Below are 25621 nucleotides of genomic sequence, written 5' to 3'. Positions count from 1 at the left end.
TCACTGGACCCACTCGATCGGAAACGTGAATTTTCCAAGCCGTTCCTCTAGTCGCGGGCGGAAACTCCCAGCCTGTATATGCGCGACGAGTCCTCGACGACTGTCTTGTTGCATGTCGATCGAAACGCCAGAAATACCTGCCAGTTCAGATTCTTGCTGAATAACCCAGGCAATTTCGCGCTGTAACAGGGCCGGCTTGAAAATCTTACCGACAGGTGTCAGCGGCAGGGCGTCCATAATCTCGATACGCTTCGGCAATGCGGCGCGCTCGTGAATGGTCCTTGAGGCGAATTCGATAAGTTCCTCATGGGTGCATAGCATCCCGGGCTTGAGTTGCACATAAGCGACGGGGACTTCTCCCGCGTGGGCATCTGGACTACCTATAGCTGCTGAAAGCGCCACCGCCGGGTGGGTCTGCAAGGCGTCTTCAATCTGTTTCGGGTCAATGTTGTGACCACCGCGAATAATCAGCTCCTTCTTGCGCCCGGTCAGCCAGAAATACCCCTGGGCGTCTTGACGCCCAAGGTCCCCGGTGTTTAACCATCGTTTACCGTCGATGGTGAGCCAGATACCTTTGTTGTGGCTGTCATCCAAATAGCCGGCAAATACATTGGGGCCATGAATCGCGATAACACCTACTTCATCATCCTCTGCGTTACGCACGTACTGGCCGTCGTCGTTCAGAACTACAGCACGCATTTGTTGGTACGGCAGGCGCAGGCCAATTGAGCCCACCCGGCGCTCGCCGCCCGCCGGGTTAATAGAAGACACACAAGCGCCCTCGGTCAGACCGTAGCCCTCTAGAATTCGAACACCTATTCGCTCCTCGAACTGGCGGAACAGCTCCACTGGCATAGGCGCCGCGCCGCACAATGCGTATTGCAGGCTGGAAAGGTCGCGTCCCTCGACCGGCCACTGGAGAAGCGCCGAAAACACTGTGGGCACACCAGAAAAGAAGTTGATACCAAAATGCTCGACCATATCCCAGAAGCGCTTGATCACACCCTCGCCGCGATATCCCTGGGGAGTGCCTATGACTACTCGATCACCGTGGGTCCAAGGCATCAGGCCGGTCACCAGTTGGCCGTTTACGTGAAACAGGGGTAAGCCACAGAAAATCACCTGCCCCTTTGCCTTGGGCTGCATATTGGCCGCCATTGCCCAAGCGTTGAAGACTTCCGCTCCATGGGTACGAATAGCAATCTTCGGCAGTCCCGTAGTGCCTCCTGTGCAAAAATAAGACGAAGGTTCGTCGGGATGAATCTGTCGACCGCTTTTCAGATAATGACCTGGCTGCTTGCTCATCAACTTGCGCAAGCCGTGAATCTTTCGTTCCGGATGAAGACGCCGTTCTCTCATCGCCATCCAACGCAAAACGCCACCGGGGACGATGCCCACATAGGTTTCCATGCCAACCCAAACGATATGTTCGATGCAGGGCAGACTGTGCAACTGGCTGGAGACTTTCTGCCAAAGGTCCGCTCCGGGAGTCGGAGCCAACGTCACGACCACCTTCGCGGTGGCTGCGCGTAACAACTCAGCAATCTGAGCTGACTCAAGCAGCGGATTGATTGCCAGGACAACGCCTGCTGCCTCCCCGCCCCAGATGGTGAAATGGGTTTCCGGCAGGTTCGGCAAGAGAAAAGCCACTACATCCCGAGGTCCGATGCCCAGATGATGAAAAACGTTGGCTGCCCGAGTAATGTCAGCGAACAGCTCGTCATAGGTCCAATCGTGGGTCTGCTGGTAGGCCTTGGCGTCGAGGAAAAAACTGAGCGCCAGCGCGTGACCGTTGGCCTCTGCACACTGTTGCAAGGCCGTGTAGCTGCTATGCGGAAGCTCCCGTGCAGCGAGCGGATTCCGCTCCATGGTTTCAATATCCGCGAGATTTTCGACGGCCATCAGGCTCCCTCCACCACGACATTGCGCTGGGCTCCCAAGTCGATCACACCATCGGCGCTACGAATCGTGGCCTCTACTACATCCCCCACTTTGAGGTAGAAATCCTTTCGTGCTTCCTGGGCTTTCGAGAACGCCTTCCACTTCACCGACTCAGACAACAACGCAGCGGCCAGGCGTTGCTTCGTCGGCGATGGGATCGAGAGTGCGCAGCCAGCCGGTGTCCCCGTGGCGATCAAGTCGCCGGCGAAAAAGTCATGCACACTTGAGAGTTCGGTCAACGTCTCCGCAGCCCCATAAACCAAGTTGGCGGTACTGTCAGATTGACGAACCTCACCATTGACCGTCAGGCGCAGCTCCAATTGCTGCAGATATCTCATGTCTTTTGCGTCCAGCAAACACAGGTGCGGTCCGATGGGACCGAAAGTGCGGAAGCTTTTACCTTTATAAAATTGCATCTGGGGAATCTGGACGTCACGGGCCGAGTAATCGTTAACGATGACCAGGCCAGCCACATACTCGTGCAGATTGTGCGCCCCAACGTTCACAGAACCCGTGATCTCCCGGGCGAGGATGAGCCCAAGCTCGATTTCATAGTCCAGAAACCGCACTTGTCTCGGTTTTATCAGTTCGCTGTCGGCCGCGACGATACAACTCGTGGCCTTGGTGAAGATCATGTTGTAGAGCTTCACATCGGGGTCCATGCCCGATTCAATCATGTGCTGTCGATAATTGGCTCCCTGACAAACGAACTGCTGGTTGCGTGTCACCGGAGATAGCAGCCGTACCTGGCTCAGCTCCAGCTCAGCGCCCTGAAGGCGAAATAGTTGCTCCAGCGAGACCTGCCGGACCAGATCACCTGTGGTTTCGAAATTACCGGGAATGGGCGTAATACGCCCCAGGCGTATCACCCCCCAGAGGTTTTCGTTCTGATACTCGAAGCGGACTACGTTGACGGACATGGATGCAGCTCCTGGTGCAACAAGGCGCCGCACGCTGGCGGCAATTTTCGGTTGTTGTTCTGCTTTGGCCCTGTGTTGTGGCAGCAGGCTCACCCCTCCCAGAACGATCCCGGCTTTGAGAAGGAGTCGGCGGTTCAGTGAAGTCATTGCATCACCCTCAGCCGAACAGTCGCTTCAGCAACAATAATTTTCGCCACGTTAGATCTGGGCTGTACCTGAGGTTGCGCAGCAGAGCCTTGAAGTTCGCCAAATTCATCGCTGGCTTGGTGAAGCTCCTCGGCATCCGTTGCCCCCATTGCGACATTGCCTCGGCACTGACCTTATGCAGTCCCATGGGATGGTCCGACGTAAAAAGGTCGCCGTCGCAGTAGTGCTCATGCTTATTGCCCCAAGGGTCTTGCCAATAGTCGAAAATCTGGCTGCCGAGAATGTGTCGGCCAATGCCCCAGGCATGCTTCCAGCCGCGCTCCTGCAGAATTCGCTGCCCCATTCCAACCGCATCGGCATCCACCACCTCGAACGCGCTATGGCTGTAGGCAGCCATAAATCCCTGGGCCAGCGCCAAGGTGTGGTGGTCGGCGGGCTCATCCCCCAGATCAAGACGCATGAATGCCACCACCGGAGATCCATCCGGAAGAACCTGGACGTCGCTGGGAATGAAGCCAAAATGGCGCGTATACCAAGCACATGTCGCCTGGTAGTCGGCGAGCTCAAGCACGATATGGCCAAGCCTGACCACTTCAGGTGGAGCAACTGGAGGCCGTTGGGTCGTGTTGATGCGTGGGGACACATCCACGAGATTCACCGGCAAGGCAGAGCGACGGACAATAGGCTCACAAGGAAGACGGCCATGAACCGCTTCAACCAGAAACCCGGACGGATCAGTCAGACGGACGCACAGCCCTCCGCCGGGACCTTCCAGCATTTCTATCTCTGAGGCACCAGGTAACCGAGCTACCCGTTCAAGATCTTCGCGTGATGACAACTCCAGCGCGAAGCCCATGAAGCGCGCCTGACGTGCACGCTCCACCCGGTAACAGTAAGGAGTCGCCTCAGTACCTCGCATGTAGAGCCGTTCAGCATCGCGATGCGCGGTCTGCAAGCCGAAATCAAGTAAAAAGCGCTCGGCCAGATCCAGGTCAGGACGTGCAAAGATCAAATAGGCAAGCGCCCGCGCCCTCACCATTGGGGAAGGATGGCGGGCAGGCTGCTTCGTCACGAGACATAGCTGATGGCTGCCTTGTTTCATTATTGTTTTTCTCCACGACTCTTATCAGCAAAACCGACGCCGCCCCGCTCACTTGAGCCTCAGCGAACTCATTGAAAATTCATTCCTCGCAGAACAAAGCAGGCAACTTTCTGGTTGCCAGCTCTCGAGCCTCCAACTCGGAAACCCCCAGCGCCCGCAAAAGCAGCTCAGCTGTTTCGCTACCCGCTCCTCGCCAGGTATCCACACCTTCCCGAACCATGAACATCGCTCCCAGGGTTGCCCCGGCGATCAACGAAATTACACTGGAGCTCTGAGACCGACCGAACTCATAACGCCCCTCCTCCAATCCCCTACGCACATCCACCGAAACATGGCTTAGGAACAGCTCACGCAGCGATGCATCGCCCAGGGCGAACCGACTTATGAAAGAGCCCCACTGCCGGTCAACGTGGGCGCGATGAATGAAGACCCGAACGCAATTGGCCAGACACTCCGCCGGATCCTTCGGCGCTAAAAAATCGCTGCTGAGGTGCTTCTGCATCTCTCGACCCTGCTGACTGGCGACCCGCTCGAACAGGCCTTCTACTCCCCCCACCTGACTGTAAACGGTCGCCCTCGAAACACCTGCCGCACGGGCAAGATCGCTGATGCCGATCTGGGTAATCCCCTTTTCTGCGAATAAACAAGCAGCAGCTTTGTAGATGCGACGTTGTATCGGGCTCATCTGTACCAAAGCCTCTTGATTTCAACCAGTCAACGCACAAATTGAACATCAATGTTCATTTATCGTCAACATGTTTTTATTTTCGCCACAACTGTCGCATAATCTTGGAAACTGAACACCTGTGTTCAGTATTGTCCGGATCAGGCCTCAATGACCGCGATCCTTCTGTCCATCGAAAACATAGGCCCCGTATCTCGGGGTAATAAAAAAGGACCGGCATGAACCTTCCCCTCGCTCATTCCCTACCCGCTACAGTCGATGTCCTCATCGTCGGTAATGGCCCAGTTGGCGCTTCGCTTGCAGCGCTGCTAGGCCGGTATGGCGTCAATACTCTGGTGGTTGACAAGATCCATGACGTACTGCTGATGCCACGCGCCATCGCCCTGGACAACGAAGCGTTGCGAATTTTGCAGTTGGCCGGTCTGGAGGAAGGCGCTTTCGAAAAGATTGTGATTGCGCAAGTGCGCATGCACTGCCCGTTTGTTGGCCAGTTTGGTCAGGCCAACACCAGGGGTAGCCTCGATGGACATCCAAAGCTGGTGACCTTCTACCAGCCGGATCTGGAGCGCACCGTACGCGACCAATACCAACGCTTCGAAAACGTGACCAGCGTCGGTGGGCTGGAGCTACTTAACCTGATACAGGATGCGGAAGGCGTCGAAGCCGAATTGCTCGCCGAGGACGGACACATCCGACGAATAAAAGCGCGATACCTGGTTGGCGCGGATGGGGCAAGTTCGAAAGTCCGCAGCTTGATTGGGCAAGATTTCCAAGGTCGTAGCTACGCCGAAGATTGGTTGATCATTGATACGCGAGGACGAGAAAACGTCGCAATCGATCATGTCGAATTCCTTTGCGATCATCGCAGACCAACACCCCATATGCCTGCGCCGGGAGGGCGTGAGCGTTGGGAGTTCATGCTCAAAGGGGGGGAAACCCGCGAGCAGATGGAGGACGCTGGACGCATCGCCAGGCTGTTGGAAAAGTGGATCAAGCCTGATCAATTGGAGATTGAGCGCAAGGCGGTCTATCGCTTTCATGCCAGATGCTGCGAGCGCTTTCAGAAGGATCGGGTTTTCCTGATCGGCGATGCCGCGCATATTACTCCCCCCTTTGTTGGCCAGGGCCTGGTTGCTGGCCTACGGGACGCCGCCAACCTGGCCTGGAAGCTGGCGTGGGTGCTTAAGGGGCGCGCCGGGCCGGGCATTTTGGACAGCTATGATCAAGAACGCCGCCCCCACGCCAAGGAAATGATTGCCCTTGCCAAGCTGATGGGGCGCCTGGTGATGCCGGGCAACGCACCCACCGCTATGCTGGTGCATGGCCTGATGCGCTTGACGCGTCTAATCCCGCCGCTGCGGCGCCACCTCGAGGAGCTCGATATAAAGCCAAAGAACATTTTCAAGCGCGGTTTGTTCATGCCGGCCGGACGAGGTCGACGCTTGCGCCGTGGAGGGTTGTTTCCACAGGGGCTGGTACGCCAGATGGACGGTTCGATCACTCTCAGCGATGCTGTACTAGGCGACAATCTGGTGTTGATTGGATTAGGCATCGACCCCCGCGCCAGCCTGACGCCAGATATCTGCCAACGATGGGAAAAGCATGGAGGCAGCTACCTGCAGATCGGCCTGCACGGTCAGAAGAGCACCAGCGCAACGCATTTTGTAGAGGATATCGGCCAGGTACTATTGGCCAGCGCCGCTCCAGACTCGTTGGCCGTGGTGCGCCCGGATCGCATTGTGATGCACGAAGGTCCACAGGCTATGGCCCAGCAACTCGTTCAGGAAACCTTGAAACTCTTGGAATCCTGAACTCACCGAAGATGCCGACACGAGGTGTCGGCATCAGCCAAACTTTATTCAGCCCTGGCTAGCCAGCGCCTGTAGGCTCGCGATTGCCGGCGAGTCTTCAATTGGCTGCCCAGCAATGCCAGCAACGGTGACGCTTTAGGGTCGGTTGGCCGCCCGCTACCGAGCAGCGCGAGTTGTTTCTTGACGATGGCCTGAATGGCGGCAGAAGCATAGGACTTGTTCTTCCAGGATACGGTTACCGGTGCCACGCTCTGATCACCTCCCTGTCGCCACTGCCTTGGCAAAGTAGGATCGATGGCCAATGCCGTCGCCATGCCCACCATAGCTACACGTCCCGCCACTACGCGCTCCGCTACACCGCGGCGCCGAATCCCGCCAGTCACCATCAGCGGCATCGTCGCCTTGGTCGCAATACGCTCGGCGAACTCGAGGAAGTACGCCTCCCGGGCGAGAGAGCTGCCGTCACGCGCGCGCCCCTGCATGGCGGGGCTTTCGTAGCTTCCACCGGACAACTCGACCAGATCGACACCCAGATCCTCCAGCATGGCCAACACTTGCGCGGCGTCCTCACTGTCGAAACCACCGCGCTGGAAGTCCGCCGAGTTGAGCTTGACTGCCACGCAGAACGACGCACCCACTCTGGCGCGTACCCCCTCAACGGTGCGCAACAGGATCCGAGCTCGGTTTTCAAGACTGCCTCCCCAATGATCCGAGCGGCGATTGGAGAGCGGAGAGAGGAACTGGCTGAACAGGTAGCCGTGAGCAGCATGGATCTGGACTCCGGTGAATCCAGCCTGCTCGGCCAGTTCGGCGGAACGCACATAGCGTTGGATCAAGGATTCGATTTCGGCGCAATCAAGTGCTCTTGGTTTGGCAAACAGCTTGCCCAGCCCCGGCAGCTCGACAGCCACCTGCGAAGGCGCAACGGCCATCTGTCCGAGGGCCGCCATGAGTTGACGGCCTGGATGATTGATCTGCATCCAGGCCTGAGCGCCATGACTACGACAGGCGTCGGCCCAGCGACGGAATCGATCCAGATGACGGTCACTCTCAAGCACGACGCCACAAGGCCCTGTCAGGGCATTGCGGTCCACCATCACATTGCCGGTGATAATCAATCCGGCCCCTCCCTCGGCCCAGGTGCGATACAAACGAATCAGCTGTTCGCCAGGAGCATGGTCGAGATCAGCAAGATTCTCTTCCATTGCGGCCTTGGCAATCCGGTTGGGGATCTCCACGCCATTGGGCAACTGCATCGGACTGAAGAGCACACTCATCAGAATCAATCCTTAAGCCGCTGCGCGGCAGCTGAAAGTGGTTTGGTGGCGGTTCGCGCCAGCCATTGCAGGGTGCTTTCCGGCTCGTACACAGGCGCGGCGACCACCGCCTCACCGGAAAGCGCATGGCGCGAAAATAAACGCAACGAATTACCTCGAGTGATGGCTGAATACTCGGCCTTTGACCAGATAGAAGAAGTGGCCAGCGCCTCAAGTTCTTGCCGCATCACCTTCTCCGGGACAGCGAGAAAACCGCTGCCGAACAATACTTGCGAAGGATCAACCAACTCCTTGAGTACCGCCATAGTGGGGGCACCGGCGGCCAGCGTGGTATCAAAATAAAACCGCCGCAAATAGGTCATAACACCCAGCGGGGCCTTCTCCTGGAATTCTGGCAACGCATTGGCCAGCGAAATTCGCCAGGCGGCATAAGGCAAAAATCCTCCGCCATTGGCCAGAATCCAGCGAATACGCGGATATCGTTCAATGGTACCGGAGAGGATCAGGTTGACCGCAGCCCTCGCGACATCACAAGCGAACTCAAGCATGACCCCCGGTGCCTCCAAGTCCAACAACTCGCTGTACGGATGCAGGTTCGGCTGCACGAAGACAGTAGCCTGACGACTGTCCAGCTCGGCCATCAATTCATCGAACTGTGGATCACCTAAAAACTTCCCATCATTGCTGGCAAGCAGCATCACACCATCCGCCTTGAGCGTATCCAGCGCATAAACCGCCTCTGCACAGGCCTGGCCTGTAGCCGGTAGCGGCACTGAGGCGAAGCTTCCATATCTTCCCGGATGACGCTGCTCCAACTCCGCACTGTACTCATTAGCCCGACGAGCCAACTGCGTGGCGGCGCGCGACTCTCCTCGCCATACCCCTGGGGAAGGAAGAGAGAGGATCGCAGTATGAATGCTGCGCTGATCCATCATGGCCAAGGAGTGCGCCTCGGACCATTTCGTCAGGCTCTGGCCGGCATAGCCATTTGGCCATGAGGCTTCGAGGGAGGGTGGCAATACATGGTGATGCACATCAATGATCCGGGCCGCACTTTCTCGTTTCGCGGCCACAGAGCTGGCCAATCGAATCTCCCTTGTCGCACCATCGCTCGTAGCCCCCGGCCGACCCAGCGACAGCCAGGATGCTCCGGTAAGAAGACCGGCTCCGATCACAAAGTTTCGACGCTTCATTTTTTCTTCTCTCAGTCATGCCGATCAGCGGCTTCTCATGCGCTCGACAATCGCGCCCATAGGACCGGAGAGCGTTCGCCTCATCCGATTCGAAAAGGGCTCATCGACGTAGATGGTCTCGGGGACGGCCTGCTCGCCTTGCTGGCGGTAATGGGGAAACAGTTCAAGCGCATTTCCACGATGGATGGCGTAGAGCTGTTGCGCGGACCACATCGGATTTTCCTCAAGGGTCTGGCACTGCAGGGTAGTGATCGGGGCCGGAGCGAAGGGGAAGTCGCTGCCGAAAAGAATGTGTGACGGCTCAACCAGAGCCTTCAGGGCAGCCATGGAATAGCGCGACGGTGATAGCGCGGTATCGAAGTAGAAGCGTCTAACGCCGGCCATCACATCCACCGACAGACTCTGGATGGTGGCCAGCTGCACCAACCGCCAAGCGACATAGGGCAGGAAACCGCCGCTGTGAGCAAGAATCCAGCGTATCCGCGGGTATCTGTCCAGCGTTCCTGTGAGGAGAAGATTCACGGCCGCACGAGTAGTGTCGCAAAGGAATTCGACCAAGAACCCCGGTACCTGCATATCCAACTGCTCACTGGTCTTGTGCAGGTTAGGGTGAACGAAGATGACTGCGTCACGATTGTTCAACTCGACCATCAACTCATCGAAACGGGGATCCCCCAGAAATACGCCATCTGAACTGCCAAAAACCACGACGCCATCAGCCCCTAGCCGGTCCAGGGCATAAGCAGCCTCGATACATGACGCCTCGGTGAACGGCAGCGGCAACAGTGCGAAGCTGCCAAAACGATCAGGATGGCGCGCCGTAAGATCAGCGGCGTACTCGTTGCAAGCGCGAGCCAGTGATGCGGCCTGCCCATCCCCTCCTCCCAGATGAGCCCCAGGTGTCGTTAGCGACGTTATTGCTCTCTGGATACCATTGACATCCATCACGTCCAAAGACTTCTGGGCGGTCCACTTCGGCAGTTGAGCACCGGCATGAGCTTCAAGCCCGTGCCGGTATAGGGCGTCAGAATAGACAGGGGGAATGATATGGTGGTGAACGTCGATTCGGCCTTGCTTGATGGTCATTGTTCTTATCCTGAGCATGCAATCATTTAGTTCAGAGAAGGCATCGAGAATCGCTGTCGTAGTAGCCAAAATCCCGCATCTGGATGCCGCCCCGTTATCCTGAGACTGGTTCGACTCCGCGATCCCCCACACACCATCACTGCGCCTGAAACCGACGCTTGCGATGCCTGGCCCAGAGCCAACGGAGGAACAGTGCCAGCGCTAAGAAGCTCAGAAGAAGCAGCGCTAGACGCGGCATATAGAAGAACACCATCGAGTTGATCTGCACCTGGCGCTTGTAGTCGTAGCCTTCCGGCATCGGCAGAACACCGACTTCCGCGCTGTACTTGCGGTATTCATCCTGTAGCTGCGTGTAGAGCTCCGGCAACTGGTCACGCAGATCTTTCGTCTCACCTGGGTCCCGGCTCAAGTCATAGAGATGCCACTGGTTGTCACCGGCGGGGGGGAGATTGCGTAGCAACTTGTAGTGGCCTTTGAAGACTGCCGAATTGCCAGCAAGCTCATATCCGATGGCTTCATCAGCGGCGTGCACTGATGCACCTTCACCGCGTAACAACGTCAACAAGCTGCTGCCGCGCATAACTTCAACTGCTCGTCCGGCATAGGTGCCATCGGATAGCTTGATACCCGCAGCATCGAGGATGGTCGGCACTATGTCGGCGATATGAGCAAGGGCGCGGGTGGTATGAGGACGAAGACCTGGCACGGCCCCGCCGATGATCAACGGCACACGGAGCCCCCCTTCACTCGCCATGAACTTGTGGCCCGCCAGGGGAGCGTTGGCGACGCTGGCCCAGTTGGGACCGATGGCCGTCCAGGTGCCTTTGTCACCCATCCGCTCATAGCTTTGGTCGTACTGCCAGTCCAACCATTTTCGGACAATTGCACTGGCATAGGGATCGGTGGCGGACCCACCGTTGTCGGAGAGAAACACAAAAAGGGTATTATCGTATTGCCCGGTGCGTCGGAGGTAATCGATGAGCCGGCCAATCTCATGATCCATCGCCGATGCCATCCCAGCATAGACCTCCATCTTGCGGGCCTCGTAGGCTCGCTGCTGATCCGACAAAATATTCCAGGCAGGAAGCACTTCTCCACCGGCCTTCGCCTCGCCAGGCAGTAGTCCTAGCGCATTCACTTTTTGTCGCCGCTCATTACGGAGCACATCCCACCCTTGGTCATACCGCCCTTGGTAATGATCGCGGAACTGCCTCGGAACCTGGACAGGTGAGTGATTGGCCTGAAAGGCCACATAGGCGAAGAACGGCTTGCCGCTACCCTGTCCTTCTCGAAGGTAGTCAATGGTCTTGTCGACAAAGAAACGGGACGAATAAAAGTCGTCCGGCAGTGATCTCATCTCCCGGCCGTCCTCGTACCAGTAGGCCCGGGTTTTCGTAGGAAGGTAGGGTCGCATTTCGAAGTTGTCCGAGCCGCTGTCGGCCTGGATGACCGAACGGTCGAATCCTCTGGCGGGTGGCAGATTTTCGGACGCGTCGCCCAAATGCCATTTACCTGTGACCGAGGTCCGATAGCCCGCATCCTGCAATAACTGGGCAATGGTTACGACTCGCTCATTCAGCACCCCCTGATACCTGGGATTCCACTTCTGCGACAACGGGGTGGTATCCACCATGTTACCGACACCTGCCAGATGGTGATCCACACCGGTCAGCAAAGTGGCGCGAGTTGGAGCGCAGGAGCCCGTTGCATGGAAATTGCTGAAGCGAACCCCTCCAGAAGCCAACGAATCGATGCTGGGAGTTTCGATCTCGGAACCGAACGCGCCGATATCAGAAAATCCCATATCATCGACCACCAGCAAAACGATATTCGGCGGCCGGGATACTGAAGTGTCAGAGTGGGCTGCTATGCAGTAGACCAGGGAAAAGCAGCAAGCAAGCAGACGCAGTGATGCGAGGGAGAGCAAGGGCATGGCGTTTTCCAACCAACAGTCGAACCGCAAGAATGCGGAGGTGTTGAAAGTAAACACCAAGGAATAAATGAACACAAGTGTTCATTTATTGCCTTTATAGAACATTATCTAAATCCCTTCTTTCATGACAACCCCTTCAGACCGGAGCAAGTGGAGGCAGCTCGACGGTCGCCAGTGCCTGCGCCTCATCCTTGGAGAGTCCTAAAGCTCGCAGCGTCAATTCAGCGATGTCACTGCCGGCATCACGCCAGGTTCGGTGGCCATCACGCACCAGAGTAATGGCTGTGAGTACTGAACCACCAATCATTGCCAGCACCGACATCAACTGTTCCTGACGAACGTCGTAGCGTTTTTGACCTAACCCAGTCATCAGATCCGCCAGCGGCTGTCCAGCCCACATTCCGCGCAAGGATTGTGAGCTCATAGCGTAACGCACGATGAACTTGCCCCAACTTGGCTCTTCATGGGCGCGCCGGATGTAGTAGCGAATACCATTGGCCAGACGCAGCGCAGGATCTACATCCTCCGGTGAGCTGCGCGCAATACGCTGGTCCATTTCTTCACTTAGACGGGCGGCAACATCCCTGAATAGCCCTTCAACGCTGTCCAGGTGCTTATAAATCGTCCCTCTCGCCACACCTGCGGCCTCGGCGAGCTCACTGATGCTGATTTCTCCAGCACCCTTTTCGGCGAATAGCCGCATAGCGGCTTCATGTATGCGGCGTTGTGCAGCGGTCATAAGGCGATGGCTTCTTCAGAATAACGAGGAACGAAATTGAACACTTCCGTCCAAAATAAATCAACTGAATGAGGCTTGAACAGACAAATAATCGCAAGTGGCGCGAAACCAATGCGCTCTTTCCGTTGATCAAGAGCATTCACGCAAGAAGATCCGCAATCCCAGTCCCGTACTCAGCAACCAGATCACAGCCAGCACTACTAACAGCGCTAACGCCATCCCTAAGCGCCAGCGGCGTCGCTCGCCCCGTAACGCAAAAGCTATCTCCAGCCCACCCAAGCCCATCAACAGCATCAGCGCCGGGTTACGCCACGCCGTAAATGTCAGCCCGAGCAGAGCAAGCTTGCTTATCCACAGCCCGGCTGAAGTTAGATGGCCATATTTCCCCGTACTCCCCCGACCTTTCAGCCCTACGGCGAACTGCCAGGTTATTATCGCGAAAGCCAGCAGCACCAACCCTTTAAATAAAGTATGAGCAACCGCAATGGCACCCGGCGGACTATAGATAATTCCGTGGTCTTGCTCATAAACGGCATGGGCATTTCGCAACTCCGCCAGAATATCAGGATGCTCCCGTGAAAGATCCCGGGTCTCCCCCGGGTCGGACCGCAGGTCGAACAACTGCCACAACCCCGAGCCAAGCGGCATCGGCGTCTGGACCGCCTTCCAGTCTCCGTCGATATAAGCGCGCGAACCGTGCATCTCGTAGCCCACCCCATTAAGAGGCTGCAACCGGGCAGACTGGTCATACAGCAGGGGTAACAGTGACCGCCCTTCAAGAGGTGCGAGCGTATTATTCTCAAGAGCGGGGTGCGAGATGCCCAGCATTGCCAACACCGTCGGTACGATGTCTCGCACATGGGTAAATGCCGAGACATTGCGTCCCATAACGGGAGCGCCTACAGGTTTGATGATAGCGGGCGTTCGGATACCCCCCTCGTAGACGAAGAACTTGAACATACTGAAAGCCGCGGTACTTGCCGTAGCCCAGCCAGCACCTTGGGAAATGAAGGAACCACTCGCACCACGATGCTCCAGGGAATTGTCGAAGGATTCGTGATAGCTGCGTGTGTGCGTTGAATACACCTTGGTCGGAGCCCCGTTGGCCCCGTTATCGCTCATGAACAGAATCAGCGTATTGTCTAACTCGCCTTGGCGCTCCAACAGATCTAGAACTCTGCCAATTTGCTCATCCATGAAATCGATCATCGCTGCGTAGACCTCCATGTCTCTGCGGCTATTGGCCCGCTCGCTCTCACTCAGCGAATCCCATCGTGCCACCACTTCGGGCCAGGGGGCCAGCGTGCGCTCCTTGTCAATTAGGCCTAGAGCCTTCAGCTGATTAAAGCGTTTTTCCCGTAAGACCTCGTAGCCTGCATCGTAGACGCCTCGATACTTGGCGATGTAATCGGACGGCGCTTGAAGCGGATCGTGGGGCGCCGTGTAGGCTAGATAGGCAAAGAACGGTTTCTGGCTGTCCCGATCCCTCTCCAACCATCGAACCAACCAATTCGTGTAATCACGCGTTGAATAAAAGTCCTCCGGCAACTTGTCGACTACTTCGCCATTTCGCACATACACCGTAGGTTCGGCAGGATGCAGCGGTCTGGCGTCCGAGTAATGACTCGCCCCACCAGGCAGGAGTGCAAAAGACTCCTGGAAGCCCCGATGCGAAGGGCCATAACGAGGCTCGTCTCCCAGATGCCACTTACCAGACTGATACGTGCGGTACCCATGCCGTGCGAGAATTTCCGCGAGCGTCACGACTCGCTGATTCAAATGTCCTTCATAACCCGGTCGCCCGACCTGATCGTCCGACAGCACCTGCGAGCCTATGCCTGATAAGTGATTGTCTACGCCAGTCAGAAGCACGGAGCGCGTGGGTGCGCATGTCGGCAGCGTGTGAAAGTTGTTCAGGCTTACGCCAGAGGATGCCAGACGATCAATATTAGGCGTATGGATATCGCTGCCACCAAACGCCCCTATATCCGTATAGCCCATGTCATCGGCTACGATGACCAAAACGTTGGGTGGTCTCACACCAACCGGTTCGGCGTGCGCCATCCCAGCCACAAAAACAAAAGCTGCGCCCCCACAAATCTGCAGGCATAGATTCATGCCACGTCTGGTGATGAACATCAAAAAGCCCCTTGTTGGAATTTTTCTTTAGCCCACAGCACGTCATCTGTGGACCTTTAGGCCACAACGAGATTATGAGCGACAATGTTCATTTAGTCACACAGATAGATAAAAAGAACACTAATGACAGGTTTGCATATCAAATCCAAAGGGGCACCGCGTCGTCGGGATGCTTCATCTAGAGCACGGCGCTACGATTGAATCTCCGAAAATGCACTTGGAAAGGAAAGAACCCGAGGCAGATTATTGGCGTAAAGGTTGGGGGGTAAAAAGCTGGGCAAGGCAGAGAACCCGTAGATAACTCTAACGCGGACGGCGGTTTCAGTCGCATTAGTGCGACTGAAATGTGTTCGGTCCGGCACAGCGAATGGGCCACCTCAGCCCGAAGTCGCTGCCTCGTAGACAGAGCATAGATTCGCGCGGCATACCCCCATTATCCGGCTGGACTTCCGTCTGGGTTACTGGCCCAGATACGCCTGCGAGCAAATAGGGATGATCCCAGATGCGGTGGTCCTAAATGCAATCTGGTGACCGGAGCGGCGCACGAGGAGATACGATCAAATAACGACCATCCAGCCAGACCGTGAAATTTCCCGCTGCGCGGCGTTGTTGTTTCTATGGCATCAGGTTCGTGTGGACCGTCTCGCTGCGCTGAAAAGCCCTAAATGACGAGCTCCCAACAGCAATCTTGACAATTGAACAGTACTGTTCAAAAATTACATAAGGATCAATATTCGGACCCTACTTAAAGCCTGCGTAAAAAATATGCGTAATCGTCCTGACCATCCCTGAGCATTCTCGGAACTAACGACATCTCCATGTTTTTCAGCAGCTATGGCGTAATTCAGGAAGCACCCACCCTTTGCGGCTTACCCGGCTGAGGGAGGATAAATGGATGACCTCACCGCAAAAAACTGAGTAACTCAGCCACTGTAGCCGTTGTCAGCAGGGGCGCGATGTAGATGTATCCACGGGAGGCCCTTCCAACAGAAATGGAGGTCCCCCCGTACATGTTCGTTCATACCTTCAATCCGCATACCAAAATCTTCTACCGCCCGATAGATGCAGCATTGCGCTGGTGCAACCTCATTCGTTACGAGGCGCAAATTGTCCAAGCCGCTTGGTCCAGCCCCGAAAAACTTGCCACTTTGTTCCCTCAATGGCCCAGCCTTCACGCGGCCACTGAAAAAATATACGACGCAATACGCAATGGAGAGTTGCCCTATGGCTGCCTCGGCATTTCTGTTCCTGCAGGAAGTTACGTGGAGCCGCATCTGCTGACAATCCGCCACTCAGACTTGCGTAACTGGATGGAGATTTATTATCCGGATCAAAAACCTAGCTTTTTGTTCGAGTCCAGCCAAGATACCCGCGAAAAGATCAGCCTAGGTGCTTTTCTCTCATTGCAAGCAGACCGGGATACCCTGATGCGGGAACTCAACGCGCTACAACATCAGTTTCAAGGTGTTTTAGCCGATCTCCAGGCAATCGGACTTGAACGGGATGATCTCAAAGCCATCGTCAAAACACATGGTCAGCTCAGCGAACGTAGTGAACTCACTTATCAAAATATCATCGGCGTTCTAGTGAACCTCTTCCTGGACCATTCACCTGCTGGAAAGCCTCTCTCCGTATTCAAGAATCAAGCAGCGATCGTTGATGCCATTATCGCACGCTACAAAGATGTGCCCGGCCTAAGCAAACGGACACTGGACGAGAAGTTCGCCGCAGCCAATCGCAGCCTGAAAAACTGGGAGTAGGCTGGCGTATTGCGCTGCTGTCCTAACTATTGCAGTGCAATGATTTTTCCCCAGCTCTGCTATTCACTAGGCGTCACTTCCCACTACGCGCCAGCCGGCGCCAGGAGTGACCACTATGACCAGCCAATACTTCCCTATCGTTGGGGCAGATCAACCGCAGATCGAACGTCACATCATGCGGCGTGACGAGGTGGAGCGAAAAACCGGATTCAAGCGCGCGCACATCTACAAATTGATGAAGGAAGGTAAATTCCCTCTAGCCAAACGCATTGGGCTGCGCGCAGTTGGCTGGGACTCGCTGGAGATTGAACGATGGCTCGTTGAGCGCTTGGACCAACAGGCCTGACGTCATGCTTGTGGTCACGGTGCTTTCCACCAAAGGTGGGGTCGGCAAAACAACAGTAGCAGCCAATCTCGGCGGTCTGCTGGCGGATGCGGGTCTACGCGTCTTACTGCTCGATCTGGATAGCCAACCCACCCTCTCCAGCTATTACACCTTGAGCCTAAAAGCTGTTGCTGGCGCGTACGAGCTCATTGCACTCAACTTAACAACGCCGGCACAGATTATTTCCAGGACAGTGATCGCTGGGCTCGACCTGATCATCTCCAACGACGCTCAAGGCCAGTTGAATACGTTGCTACTACACGCCCCTGACGGGCGATTACGGCTGCGCAACTTGCTCGACGATTTCCGCCCCCGTTATGACCTGCTTTTGATCGACACCCAAGGCGCACGTAGCGTGATGCTGGAGATGGCTATCCTCGCCTGCGATATCGCCCTCTCTCCCATCACACCGGAGATGCTAGCCGCCCGTGAACTACGCCGCGGTACTTTGAAGCTGTTCAGTGAGCTCGAACCGTTTCGGCACCTGGGTATTACGCTGCCACCGTTGCGGCTGCTGCTGAACCAGGTAAATGGCATCAGAGTAGACACACGAATGATCATCCGTGGCCTGCACGAGGCCTTCGCTGAGGCTCCCAACATCACAGTTCTAGGCACCGTAATTCCAGACCGAGTGGCTTACCTCAATGCCGCCTCCCTAGGCCTACCAGCCCACCGAATCGAGACTCGCCAGTCACGTGAACGACGCATGCAATCAGCGTTGGAAACCATGCAAGCGCTGGCCATCGAGTTGTTTCCGGAATGGCGCGAAGCGATTTCTAGGGTGGGCAGTTACGCAGAGGTTCGATGAGACGGATTCCGAAGCCGGTATTCCCGCCAAGTCATTTCATTTGTTCAACCTTGAGGCCAACAGTGTTTGGCGAGGAGTCTTTTGATGTTGGATCAGCTTCCCATCATCGTTCAGCCATCCATTCGACAAGATCATCCACCTAGCGAGGAATACTGCACTGTGGTCTTTCGCCTGCAGCATGGGCGCTCGGCCATGGGTTGGTTTCTCACGGAACTGTGTCGGTATTTCGAAGGTTCGGGTACAGCCGAGATCGTTAAGTTCGAGATCGGTGACCATTTGCGTAACCGGCGTTAACTGAGGCTGTTCAAATGAAGAAGCTTAGTCAGGAGGAGATCACCGACAAACTACACCAGGACCATTTTTCTAGGGGCCCAGAGCTGGAACGACTGTCCGATCCAGTCATCGACACCCCCATGCTGGTCACGCTGGAGCAGTTACGGCCCTACGAACACAACCCGCGCTTCATCCGTAATCCGCTTTATGACGATATTAAAGCCTCGATCCGTGAACGCGGGCTAGATCAACCACCGCCGATTACCCGCCGCCCGGGTGAAACCTATTTCATTATCCGCAACGGCGGTAATACGCGATTGGCGATTCTCGGCGAGCTGTGGCAAGAAACCCGCGACGAACGCTTCTTTCGTATTCATTGCCTGTTCCGGCCCTGGAGCAATGAAATCACCACCCTGCTCGGCCATCTAGCCGAAAGCGATCTGCACGGCCAACTCACCTTCATCGAACGTGCTCTGGCGGTAGCCAAACTCAAGACCATGCTCGAACCAGATGGAGCAACCCTCTCGCAACGCGAGCTGGCACGACGTCTTGCCGCTGGGGGCTACCCCATTTCACAGTCGCACATCAGCCGGATGCTCGACACCCTCGAATACCTACTCCCCGCCATTCCCCAAACCCTGTATGCCGGATTGGGCAAACCCAAAATTGAACGCCTGATCGTCCTGCGTAGCCAGGCTGAACAAACCTGGAATCGTTATCCAACCGACGCCACCGCGTTCCCCGAGTTTTGGCTCGACACCTTGGGCCAATTTGATACCGCCCCCGATTCCCTCGATCTTGAGCAAGTCCAGGATGAATTGCTCGAACGCATGAGCCGCTTACTCGGACAGACCTACCGCATGTTGTACCTAGAGCTGAGCGACACACAGCGGGGCATCCGGACGCCCGGTGTTGTCGTTACGCCCTCGGAGAACAGCCATCGGCCAGGGGCTGAAGAAGCTACCGCAAGCCGTCTCTCACCCAAATCAACTGAGATCAGAACCCAGACTGAAACAGCGCAAGAGGAGCTGCTCACGCTACCCGAAGTGAATGCCCCACCAGCAGTTAACCCTCCGCCACGTGTCCAACAGATTCGCGACCAGATTGATCGCGACACTGCCCCCGAACCAGCACCGACCGTCGATACCTGCACGATCGACGACATCTGGATCATCGCACCAGCACTGGATACCCCCGAACAACTACGTTTAGCCATCGCCGGACTGGCTCGGGAAATGGCGGCCTATGCCGGACATCCCGAGAGCATCATCGATCAGAAGTATGGTTTGGGCTTCACCTTGAACATCGACCAACTTGATCTTGCAGATTCTCGTGCGGCCGGCGTTTACCTATTGCTCCTGGCTCTGTTACGAGCTCAAGACGAAGTGAACTGGGAGGATCGCAAGCAATTGCCCTCAGCCCTATTCGGGCAACTGTTATTGGGGATCTATCAACTCCCGCTGACAGAGCGTCCCGCCGTAGAGGTAGGACTGGAGCGACTACCCGACGGTGTACTGATCAAACTATATCGCCTTATTCGCTTAGCCCGACGCCTGATCGACTTAACGCTTACCCCTGAAGACGACTCACCAAGGGAGCTGCCATGAACCTGTCCTTCAATGTGCTCAACCAGGCCATGCTGACCCAGGTCCTTCACGAGTTGCGCCTGGGTAATCTGCAACGCTGCAAGGCACTCGGACTGGGTGAAGAGGACATCTACCTGCTGCAATCCCTACCACCCACCACACTGTCACGCCTGGCCCATGCCTCCGTCCCCTGGGTTGAGGTCAAGATTGATTCGCCGGTGCTGCATCGCTTGATCGACCAGGCAGAACGCGACGAACAGAACGAGCGCCTGATCAACCGAGCGCTCAAGCTCGGTGCCAGCAGTACTATCATGTATCAGTGCTTCGGCTTGGCGCATTCGGAAACCGCCCTGCGCCGACGTCTGCTCAAGATAGAAACCCGCAAGGGACGCCCCCAGAACTTGAGTGAAGCGCAGGAACACGCGCTCTGGCAGCGTTGGTGCCAATTGCGCGCTCAGGACGGTGCCGAGGATCAGCTCGATGCCATGATGATGTTGGCGGAGGAACAACAGATCAGCTTGACCATCGTTTGGCAGCAGATCGACCATTACAGCAACGGAAAATGAACACTGCCGCTTCCGGTCGCTGGCAGGTTGTTCTGCAGCAATGCACCCAGCAGTTGAGTGAACGTTGGCCCGCACGTCCTACCACTGAACAACCCTCCAACCAGGCTCTACAGGCTGGCTTTCTGTTCAGTGGCCAATCACGCGAAATCGTGCCGCGTCGCCTGCTACTGGATAATCGGTTGACGCCATTGGAGCGTAACGCCTGGCAGGTATTTCGACTCATGCTGCAAGACCAGGGCGTGGTCACACCGCGCTATGAAGATCTGCAACCTTACCTGTCGAGCGTGCCCTATGGTGTATCAGCCTCCCGTGAAACCATCGCTCGCGCCTTGACGATGCTCAGGTTGACGCGCTGGCTTAGCTTGGTGAGTCGTGGCCGCGATCAGCTCAGCGGGCGCCTACAAGGCTCTCTGTATGTCCTGCACGATGAACCGTTAACACCCGCCGAAGCCATGGAGCTGGATCAAGATTACCTAGAGCTAGTCGGACACGCCCTTGATCACGCGACCAAGGCTGTGCGTATTGTCGCGCAGCACATTGTGGAAGAAATCCGCCAAGACACGGATATCGATCTGGGTCGACTCCCCACCCGGCTCGACAGTTGGAGCGAACATTGGACAGAGCAAGAATTGGATCAGGTAACAGATGAAGCGTTACACGATTCCGAACTGGGTGGCGATCACCGCGTTCGGAATCGTTTGGGACCTAGTTCGGATTCCGAACCGGGCCTGAACGCCCATGCTTCCGGCAGCGTTCGGAATCCAAACGCTGCCTGTACTGTATTAAAAGAAAGTATTTGTACGGTACCGCGCGCGACCCCTGTGGTGGATAACTTGCACTGGCCTGATCCGCTGCACCTGAGTCCAAGCGAGCGGCAGGCCGTCACCGTAACGCTGAACAAGCTAAAACCAGGAGATCGGCAGGCGGTGCTCAACGAAGCGGGCGCGCGATGTGCGGCAGGAAGCGTCCGCAAACCCGCGGCGTATCTGATGGGCCTGATCCAGCGGGCGCTGAAAGGCGATTTCCGCCCTTGGGCAGGTCAGGCTGAATCGCTACCCATTGCAGAACCGCCACCCGCTCCCCCGCGCCAGCTTAGGAAAAAGGGCGAGCCCGCCTCTGCCCTCGCCCAGGCGTGCCTGGATGAACTGCGCCAGCTGCGCAGCAAACGCTCTGGACATCAGTAGATTTGATGCCACTGGCATCATTGTCGAGCGTCTCGAAAATTGGCCGTTTCGAACCAAACCGAACAGACCGCATTCAGCTTTTTGGCTGTCCTTGACCATCATCTGTCGCAACGTTCCCGTCCAAGCCTATGCGAGGACAACACCGTGGCCGATCACTATCAGCTCAACTTGGGTTCTTTGCGCAGCAGCATCACGCTGACCCTGCACACGCACCACGCCGCCAGGATCTGGCAAGGCCGAACCGCACGCGAAGGCGTCCACTCGATCATGGGTATGGCGGGCTACATCAGCGTCACCAACCTGATCAAACAAGCCGCAGCGCAGGACGATCCTTATGCCGACTGGGCGATCGTGCAGCTCGAAGAAAAATTGATGCAGGCCAAGGCTGGGATGCTGGAACTGACCCAGCAGTTGGACCGGATCAGACAGGACCTGCCGACGCAGATCGACATGGGCGATAACCTCAATATCCACCCCGTCACCTTACCCTTGTACATCGGCAGCCAACTGGGGTTTCTCGCCGTCTACCTGCTGACTGACTACGACACGCTGGTGCGGCATACCCTGTTGGCCCATCACACCGCCTTGATCGGTCGCCGAGACATGGAAGCCTGGATCGACGACGGCGCCCACCTGTTGCGCAGCCTGTTCGGTCAGGCGCAGCGCTATCGGCATGCAGGCGTCACCCGTGACGACATGGCGGCGAACAACGCTCGTGCTCTGGCGGCCATGGAGAAGTTTGGACTCCTCCCTATGGACATCCTTGAGGGGCATCGCCGCTCCCAGTTCGCGCCACCCATCATTCGTCGTGGCGCTGTGACAGTGGATGGCGCTGACGCGTTGGCAGAGGAAGCAGTAGAGCCATCTGCGACAGTCGATGAGCCGGAGGACGAAGTATGAAGTCCCTAATCCCGACTCAACCAATGCCCCTCGAAACACTAACAGCGGATGCCTATCGACAGCTCGAACACGCTGCCTCCCTAAAAGGCCTTTTAAAACCTTTTAAGGGTAAGGGGGAACTGGAATACCTGGCGCAGGTGGCGAGGGAAACCGAGGCGCAGTTACGTCGTCTGATAGAGGCTGTGGCGCAGCTGGCCGGACAACCGCCCTACTCGCTGCTGGATATTCGATTGGTGCTACAGAACACCAGTGCGGGCAGCACCTTTTTGCGATGGCGCACCCGTGATTTCGCGCGTATGGGCGTTGCGGTCTGGGAACGCCAGGCCTCCAACAAGGCCTTGCCGCAAGCCGTACGCGAGGGGTTACACCGTTTCGAATGCGAGCGCATTGCACTGAACTTGCAGATGAGCGTGGTGCATTCGCTCTACCGTCAGGCTTCAACCTGCGCGATCAAAATGGCCAGCGCCGAACGGCTGCTGCGCCAGTTCACACCAGCAGCGGAGATATCACGATGAGTACTTTTTTCGTCGGCGAAGGCAACATCGGCAGTGCGCCAGAATTCCAGGAATTTCCATCAGGCAATGACGAGCCACGGCGTTTGCTGCGCCTGAATGTGTACTTTGACAACCCCGTGCCACGCGATGGCAGCTATGAGGATCGAGGCGGCTATTGGGCGCCGGTTGAGCTCTGGCACCGCGAGGCTGAACACTGGAGCACGCTGTATCAGAAAGGCATGCGCGTGTTGGTAGAGGGCCGCACTGTGCGCTTTGAGTGGAAGGACAGTGAAGACAATGCGCGGGTCACCTTCAAGATCGAGGCGCGTCGTGTCGGCATCCTGCCTCATCGCATGCAGAACGTGGTCATGCGGGAGCGCTCAAGTGAATCAGCCTCGTCTGCGGCTCCAGTCGGGCTACAGTCCAAGCCAGCTCGCCTGCGGCGAAGTCCAAAAAGCGCAGAGAGCAAGCCACCACCGGCATGACTGACTTGAGGCATAAAAATTGCTTCCTTGCACGAAGTCCCCGGCCTGTCATTACTCGTTGCTCGTGAAGCACTGTGGTCCACGTGACTACAAGGTAGTAGCCTCACCCCCATTCAAGACCGCCCTCACCGACTAATATGAGGAACCTGCCATTCAGGTTTCTCATAGCTCGCCACTGCTGTTTCCAACAACGCTGCTCCGAACTCAACCCGGAGCAGTTCTATGCGTCTCTTTCTCTGCGAGAAACCCTCCCAAGGTCGTGACATCGCCAAGGTTCTCGGAGCCAGCCGACGTGGCGATGGTTGCTTGATCGGTCCCGAAACAACCGTCACCTGGTGTATCGGTCACCTGCTGGAAACGGCCCCACCTGAAGCCTATGGCGATCAGTACAAAACCTGGTCGCTGGATCATCTACCGATCATTCCCGCGCAGTGGAGGGTTGAGGTCAAACCCAAGACTGTCGCGCAGTTCAAAATCATCAAACAGCTGCTCAGCGAAGCTACCACCGTCGTCATCGCCACCGACGCCGATCGCGAAGGTGAAATGATTGCCCGCGAATTACTAGAGCTCTGCAACTATCGTGGCGCTGTTGAGCGCCTCTGGTTATCCGCACTCAACGAGGCGTCGATTCGCAAAGCACTGTCCTCGCTGAAGTCTAGTCAGGAGACCGTCCCGCTCTATCACTCAGCCCTCGCCCGCAGCCGCGCCGATTGGCTGATTGGTATGAACCTCAGTCGTTTGTTTACCCTCCTAGGACGGCGGGCGGGCTATGACGGCGTGCTGTCGGTTGGACGCGTCCAAACGCCCACTTTGCGCTTGGTGGTTGATCGAGATCGCGCGATTGCCAGCTTCGTCTCAGTGCCGTACTGGGTGGTGGAGGTGCACCTGTCCTCAATGGGGCAGCCATTCATCGCATCGTGGATACCGCCAAGTTCAGGACGTGACGAAGCCGGTCGCTGCCTGCAGCAGGCGCTTGCCAGTCAGACCGTCCAAGCGATTTTTAGCAGCAAGACCGCCACCATAGTCTCGCTGCAGACTGAGCATTTGCGTGAAGCGCCACCCCTGCCCTTCGACCTGAGCACACTGCAAGAAGTTTGTTCACGCAAGTTGGGACTCGGCGCTCAGGAAACCCTGAACATCGCCCAAGCCTTATATGAAACTCACAAAGCCACCAGCTATCCGCGCAGCGATTGCCGCTATTTGCCAGAGAGCATGTTCAACGAGGTCGCCGCGGTATTCGCTGCCCTGCTCAGAATGGATCCCGCGTTACGCCCAGCGCTCGCAAACGTCGATCGATCATTGCGCTCACGAGCATGGAACGATGCCAAGATCACCGCGCACCACGCCATCATCCCCACCACCGAGCCGGCGAACCTTGGGCGGATGTCAGAACAAGAGCGCCAAGTCTACGAACTGATTCGTAGCCACTACCTCGCGCAATTCCTGCCGCATCACGAGTTTGATCGAACCGAGGTCGAACTGGAGTGCGGCGCCGAGTGTTTGACTGCTGTTGGCAAACAGATCCTCGTCCAAGGCTGGAAAGGCTTGCTCTCCGACAGCGCCGAAGACGATGAACCCAGTCAAAAATCTCAGGTGCTGCCCGCCCTACAACAGGGTACGCGGTGCGCAGTGGACGATCTCGAACTCAAGTCCATGCGCACCGCTGCGCCCAAATCGCTCACCGAGGGCGATCTGATCAAGGCGATGAAAAACGTGTCCAAGCTGGTCAACGACCCGCGCCTTAAACAGAAACTTCGGGACACCACCGGTATCGGCACCGAAGCCACACGAGCTGGCATCATCAAGGGGTTGATTGATCGCGGTTACTTGCTGAAGAAAAAACGTGCATTAACGGCCTCCGCAGCGGCCCATACCCTGATCGAAGCGGTACCCGCAGCAGTCGCAGATCCGGGTATGACTGCGATCTGGGAGCAAGCGCTGGATGAAATCGAAGCGGGACGTCTGACCTTGGATGCATTCGTTGCCAAGCAGGCGCACTGGATTACGCAGCTGGTCGAGCACTCCGGAGCGCTTACCTTGTCGGTACCGGTCGAAGCCGGGCCTGTCTGCCCCATTTGCAACGCCTCAATGCTCAGGAGGAAGGGAAAATCAGGGCCGTTCTGGTCATGCTCCCACTACCCGGACTGCAAAGGCACTGTGCCGATCAGTAAAGGTATACGTCGTCGATGAGGCACCATTTGGCGCTC

General features: G+C 56.7%; 23 protein-coding genes. 12 read left to right on the top strand and 11 right to left on the bottom strand.

Annotated elements, in window-relative coordinates:
- The 4 genes from AC09SL_RS03365 to AC09SL_RS03350 all read right to left on the bottom strand — a co-directional run bounded on the left by AC09SL_RS03365 (position 1) and on the right by AC09SL_RS03350 (position 4795).
- A complete protein-coding gene (locus AC09SL_RS03365) occupies positions 1–1902 on the bottom strand; it encodes an acyl-CoA synthetase (RefSeq protein WP_058545113.1) in 1902 nt (633 codons plus the stop codon).
- A complete protein-coding gene (locus tag AC09SL_RS03360; RefSeq protein WP_058545112.1) occupies positions 1902–2861 on the bottom strand; it encodes a fumarylacetoacetate hydrolase family protein in 960 nt (319 codons plus the stop codon). Before AC09SL_RS03360 ends, AC09SL_RS03365 begins: the two co-directional genes overlap by 1 nt.
- A gap of 157 nt (positions 2862–3018) precedes the next feature.
- Positions 3019–4110 (bottom strand): VOC family protein, encoded by a 1092-nt coding sequence (locus tag AC09SL_RS03355; RefSeq protein ID WP_058545111.1) that lies wholly within the window; start codon positions 4108–4110, stop codon positions 3019–3021.
- 79 nt (positions 4111–4189) lie between these two features.
- Positions 4190–4795 carry a TetR/AcrR family transcriptional regulator gene (locus AC09SL_RS03350; protein ID WP_058545110.1) on the bottom strand — a complete coding sequence of 202 codons (606 nt, stop codon included), beginning with the start codon at positions 4793–4795 and terminating at the stop codon, positions 4190–4192.
- A 218-nt stretch (positions 4796–5013) separates the two neighbouring features.
- Here AC09SL_RS03350 and AC09SL_RS03345 point away from each other — a divergent pair, with 218 nt between their 5' ends.
- Positions 5014–6606, top strand: a complete 1593-nt coding sequence (locus AC09SL_RS03345) for a bifunctional 3-(3-hydroxy-phenyl)propionate/3-hydroxycinnamic acid hydroxylase (RefSeq protein WP_081264385.1) — start codon at positions 5014–5016, stop codon at positions 6604–6606.
- A 44-nt stretch (positions 6607–6650) separates the two neighbouring features.
- On the opposite strand, the gene AC09SL_RS03340 is transcribed toward AC09SL_RS03345, so the two are convergent.
- From AC09SL_RS03340 to AC09SL_RS03310, 7 genes are all read right to left on the bottom strand, one after another.
- Entirely contained in the window at positions 6651–7883 is a 1233-nt protein-coding gene (locus tag AC09SL_RS03340) for an NADH:flavin oxidoreductase/NADH oxidase family protein (RefSeq protein WP_058545108.1), read from the bottom strand.
- 5 nt (positions 7884–7888) lie between these two features.
- The gene (locus AC09SL_RS03335) at positions 7889–9076 is read right to left on the bottom strand and encodes an amidohydrolase family protein (RefSeq protein ID WP_081264384.1); all 1188 of its coding nucleotides are present in this window, start codon (positions 9074–9076) and stop codon (positions 7889–7891) included.
- Between the two features lie 24 nt (positions 9077–9100).
- Complete coding sequence (locus tag AC09SL_RS03330) at positions 9101–10162, bottom strand: amidohydrolase family protein (RefSeq protein ID WP_058545107.1); 1062 nt, start codon at positions 10160–10162, stop codon at positions 9101–9103.
- 136 nt (positions 10163–10298) lie between these two features.
- Positions 10299–12095: an arylsulfatase gene (locus tag AC09SL_RS03325; protein ID WP_058545225.1), complete on the bottom strand. Its 1797-nt coding sequence runs from the start codon at positions 12093–12095 to the stop codon at positions 10299–10301.
- Between the two features lie 136 nt (positions 12096–12231).
- A complete protein-coding gene (locus AC09SL_RS03320; protein ID WP_058545106.1) occupies positions 12232–12834 on the bottom strand; it encodes a TetR/AcrR family transcriptional regulator in 603 nt (200 codons plus the stop codon).
- A complete protein-coding gene (locus AC09SL_RS03315) occupies positions 12831–12977 on the bottom strand; it encodes a hypothetical protein (RefSeq protein WP_479571937.1) in 147 nt (48 codons plus the stop codon). The genes AC09SL_RS03320 and AC09SL_RS03315 overlap by 4 nt, the downstream gene beginning before the upstream one ends.
- Complete coding sequence (locus AC09SL_RS03310; RefSeq protein WP_058545105.1) at positions 12964–14973, bottom strand: arylsulfatase; 2010 nt, start codon at positions 14971–14973, stop codon at positions 12964–12966. The genes AC09SL_RS03315 and AC09SL_RS03310 overlap by 14 nt, the downstream gene beginning before the upstream one ends.
- A 1010-nt stretch (positions 14974–15983) precedes the next feature.
- Between AC09SL_RS03310 and AC09SL_RS03305 the strand changes: the two genes are divergently transcribed.
- The 11 genes from AC09SL_RS03305 (at position 15984) to AC09SL_RS03255 (ending at position 25604) form a co-directional block, all read left to right on the top strand.
- Positions 15984–16733 carry a hypothetical protein gene (locus tag AC09SL_RS03305; RefSeq protein ID WP_058545104.1) on the top strand — a complete coding sequence of 250 codons (750 nt, stop codon included), beginning with the start codon at positions 15984–15986 and terminating at the stop codon, positions 16731–16733.
- Between the two features lie 115 nt (positions 16734–16848).
- On the top strand, positions 16849–17079 hold the full coding sequence (locus AC09SL_RS03300; protein ID WP_058545103.1) for an AlpA family phage regulatory protein: 231 nt from the start codon (positions 16849–16851) through the stop codon (positions 17077–17079).
- A 4-nt stretch (positions 17080–17083) separates the two neighbouring features.
- Positions 17084–17926, top strand: coding sequence for a ParA family protein (locus AC09SL_RS03295; protein WP_058545102.1), 843 nt, complete (start codon positions 17084–17086; stop codon positions 17924–17926).
- An 84-nt stretch (positions 17927–18010) separates the two neighbouring features.
- Positions 18011–18220, top strand: a complete 210-nt coding sequence (locus AC09SL_RS03290; protein WP_058545101.1) for a hypothetical protein — start codon at positions 18011–18013, stop codon at positions 18218–18220.
- 14 nt (positions 18221–18234) lie between these two features.
- Positions 18235–19806 (top strand): ParB family protein, encoded by a 1572-nt coding sequence (locus AC09SL_RS03285; RefSeq protein WP_058545100.1) that lies wholly within the window; start codon positions 18235–18237, stop codon positions 19804–19806.
- Positions 19803–20351, top strand: a complete 549-nt coding sequence (locus AC09SL_RS03280; protein WP_058545099.1) for a DUF2857 domain-containing protein — start codon at positions 19803–19805, stop codon at positions 20349–20351. The genes AC09SL_RS03285 and AC09SL_RS03280 overlap by 4 nt, the downstream gene beginning before the upstream one ends.
- Entirely contained in the window at positions 20348–21535 is a 1188-nt protein-coding gene (locus AC09SL_RS03275; protein ID WP_058545098.1) for an STY4528 family pathogenicity island replication protein, read from the top strand. Before AC09SL_RS03280 ends, AC09SL_RS03275 begins: the two co-directional genes overlap by 4 nt.
- Positions 21536–21679: 144 nt before the next feature.
- Positions 21680–22435: a PFL_4669 family integrating conjugative element protein gene (locus AC09SL_RS03270; RefSeq protein ID WP_058545224.1), complete on the top strand. Its 756-nt coding sequence runs from the start codon at positions 21680–21682 to the stop codon at positions 22433–22435.
- The gene (locus AC09SL_RS03265) at positions 22432–22950 is read left to right on the top strand and encodes a DUF3158 family protein (protein WP_058545097.1); all 519 of its coding nucleotides are present in this window, start codon (positions 22432–22434) and stop codon (positions 22948–22950) included. The genes AC09SL_RS03270 and AC09SL_RS03265 overlap by 4 nt, the downstream gene beginning before the upstream one ends.
- A complete protein-coding gene (locus tag AC09SL_RS03260) occupies positions 22947–23414 on the top strand; it encodes a single-stranded DNA-binding protein (protein ID WP_231139213.1) in 468 nt (155 codons plus the stop codon). The genes AC09SL_RS03265 and AC09SL_RS03260 overlap by 4 nt, the downstream gene beginning before the upstream one ends.
- Positions 23415–23636: 222 nt before the next feature.
- Positions 23637–25604 carry a DNA topoisomerase III gene (locus tag AC09SL_RS03255; RefSeq protein ID WP_058545096.1) on the top strand — a complete coding sequence of 656 codons (1968 nt, stop codon included), beginning with the start codon at positions 23637–23639 and terminating at the stop codon, positions 25602–25604.
- Positions 25605–25621: the final 17 nt, after the last annotated feature.

The organism is Pseudomonas sp. PF05, assembly GCF_056521845.1.
The sequence above is the reverse complement of the archived record's forward strand: the minus strand, read 5'-3'. Positions and strand labels throughout refer to the sequence as shown.

Coding starts and splice junctions, on each gene's coding strand:
- AC09SL_RS03345 (WP_081264385.1), top strand. CDS start 5,014: ATGAACCTTCCCCTCGCTCATTCCCTACCCGCTACAGTCGATGTCCTC.
- AC09SL_RS03365 (WP_058545113.1), bottom strand. CDS start 1,902: ATGGCCGTCGAAAATCTCGCGGATATTGAAACCATGGAGCGGAATCCG.
- AC09SL_RS03255 (WP_058545096.1), top strand. CDS start 23,637: ATGCGTCTCTTTCTCTGCGAGAAACCCTCCCAAGGTCGTGACATCGCC.
- AC09SL_RS03260 (WP_231139213.1), top strand. CDS start 22,947: ATGAGTACTTTTTTCGTCGGCGAAGGCAACATCGGCAGTGCGCCAGAA.
- AC09SL_RS03360 (WP_058545112.1), bottom strand. CDS start 2,861: ATGTCCGTCAACGTAGTCCGCTTCGAGTATCAGAACGAAAACCTCTGG.
- AC09SL_RS03285 (WP_058545100.1), top strand. CDS start 18,235: ATGAAGAAGCTTAGTCAGGAGGAGATCACCGACAAACTACACCAGGAC.
- AC09SL_RS03300 (WP_058545103.1), top strand. CDS start 16,849: ATGACCAGCCAATACTTCCCTATCGTTGGGGCAGATCAACCGCAGATC.
- AC09SL_RS03325 (WP_058545225.1), bottom strand. CDS start 12,095: ATGCCCTTGCTCTCCCTCGCATCACTGCGTCTGCTTGCTTGCTGCTTT.
- AC09SL_RS03290 (WP_058545101.1), top strand. CDS start 18,011: ATGTTGGATCAGCTTCCCATCATCGTTCAGCCATCCATTCGACAAGAT.
- AC09SL_RS03350 (WP_058545110.1), bottom strand. CDS start 4,795: ATGAGCCCGATACAACGTCGCATCTACAAAGCTGCTGCTTGTTTATTC.
- AC09SL_RS03305 (WP_058545104.1), top strand. CDS start 15,984: ATGTTCGTTCATACCTTCAATCCGCATACCAAAATCTTCTACCGCCCG.
- AC09SL_RS03280 (WP_058545099.1), top strand. CDS start 19,803: ATGAACCTGTCCTTCAATGTGCTCAACCAGGCCATGCTGACCCAGGTC.
- AC09SL_RS03355 (WP_058545111.1), bottom strand. CDS start 4,110: ATGAAACAAGGCAGCCATCAGCTATGTCTCGTGACGAAGCAGCCTGCC.
- AC09SL_RS03320 (WP_058545106.1), bottom strand. CDS start 12,834: ATGACCGCTGCACAACGCCGCATACATGAAGCCGCTATGCGGCTATTC.
- AC09SL_RS03330 (WP_058545107.1), bottom strand. CDS start 10,162: ATGACCATCAAGCAAGGCCGAATCGACGTTCACCACCATATCATTCCC.
- AC09SL_RS03310 (WP_058545105.1), bottom strand. CDS start 14,973: ATGTTCATCACCAGACGTGGCATGAATCTATGCCTGCAGATTTGTGGG.
- AC09SL_RS03335 (WP_081264384.1), bottom strand. CDS start 9,076: ATGAAGCGTCGAAACTTTGTGATCGGAGCCGGTCTTCTTACCGGAGCA.
- AC09SL_RS03275 (WP_058545098.1), top strand. CDS start 20,348: ATGAACACTGCCGCTTCCGGTCGCTGGCAGGTTGTTCTGCAGCAATGC.
- AC09SL_RS03295 (WP_058545102.1), top strand. CDS start 17,084: ATGCTTGTGGTCACGGTGCTTTCCACCAAAGGTGGGGTCGGCAAAACA.
- AC09SL_RS03265 (WP_058545097.1), top strand. CDS start 22,432: ATGAAGTCCCTAATCCCGACTCAACCAATGCCCCTCGAAACACTAACA.
- AC09SL_RS03340 (WP_058545108.1), bottom strand. CDS start 7,883: ATGAGTGTGCTCTTCAGTCCGATGCAGTTGCCCAATGGCGTGGAGATC.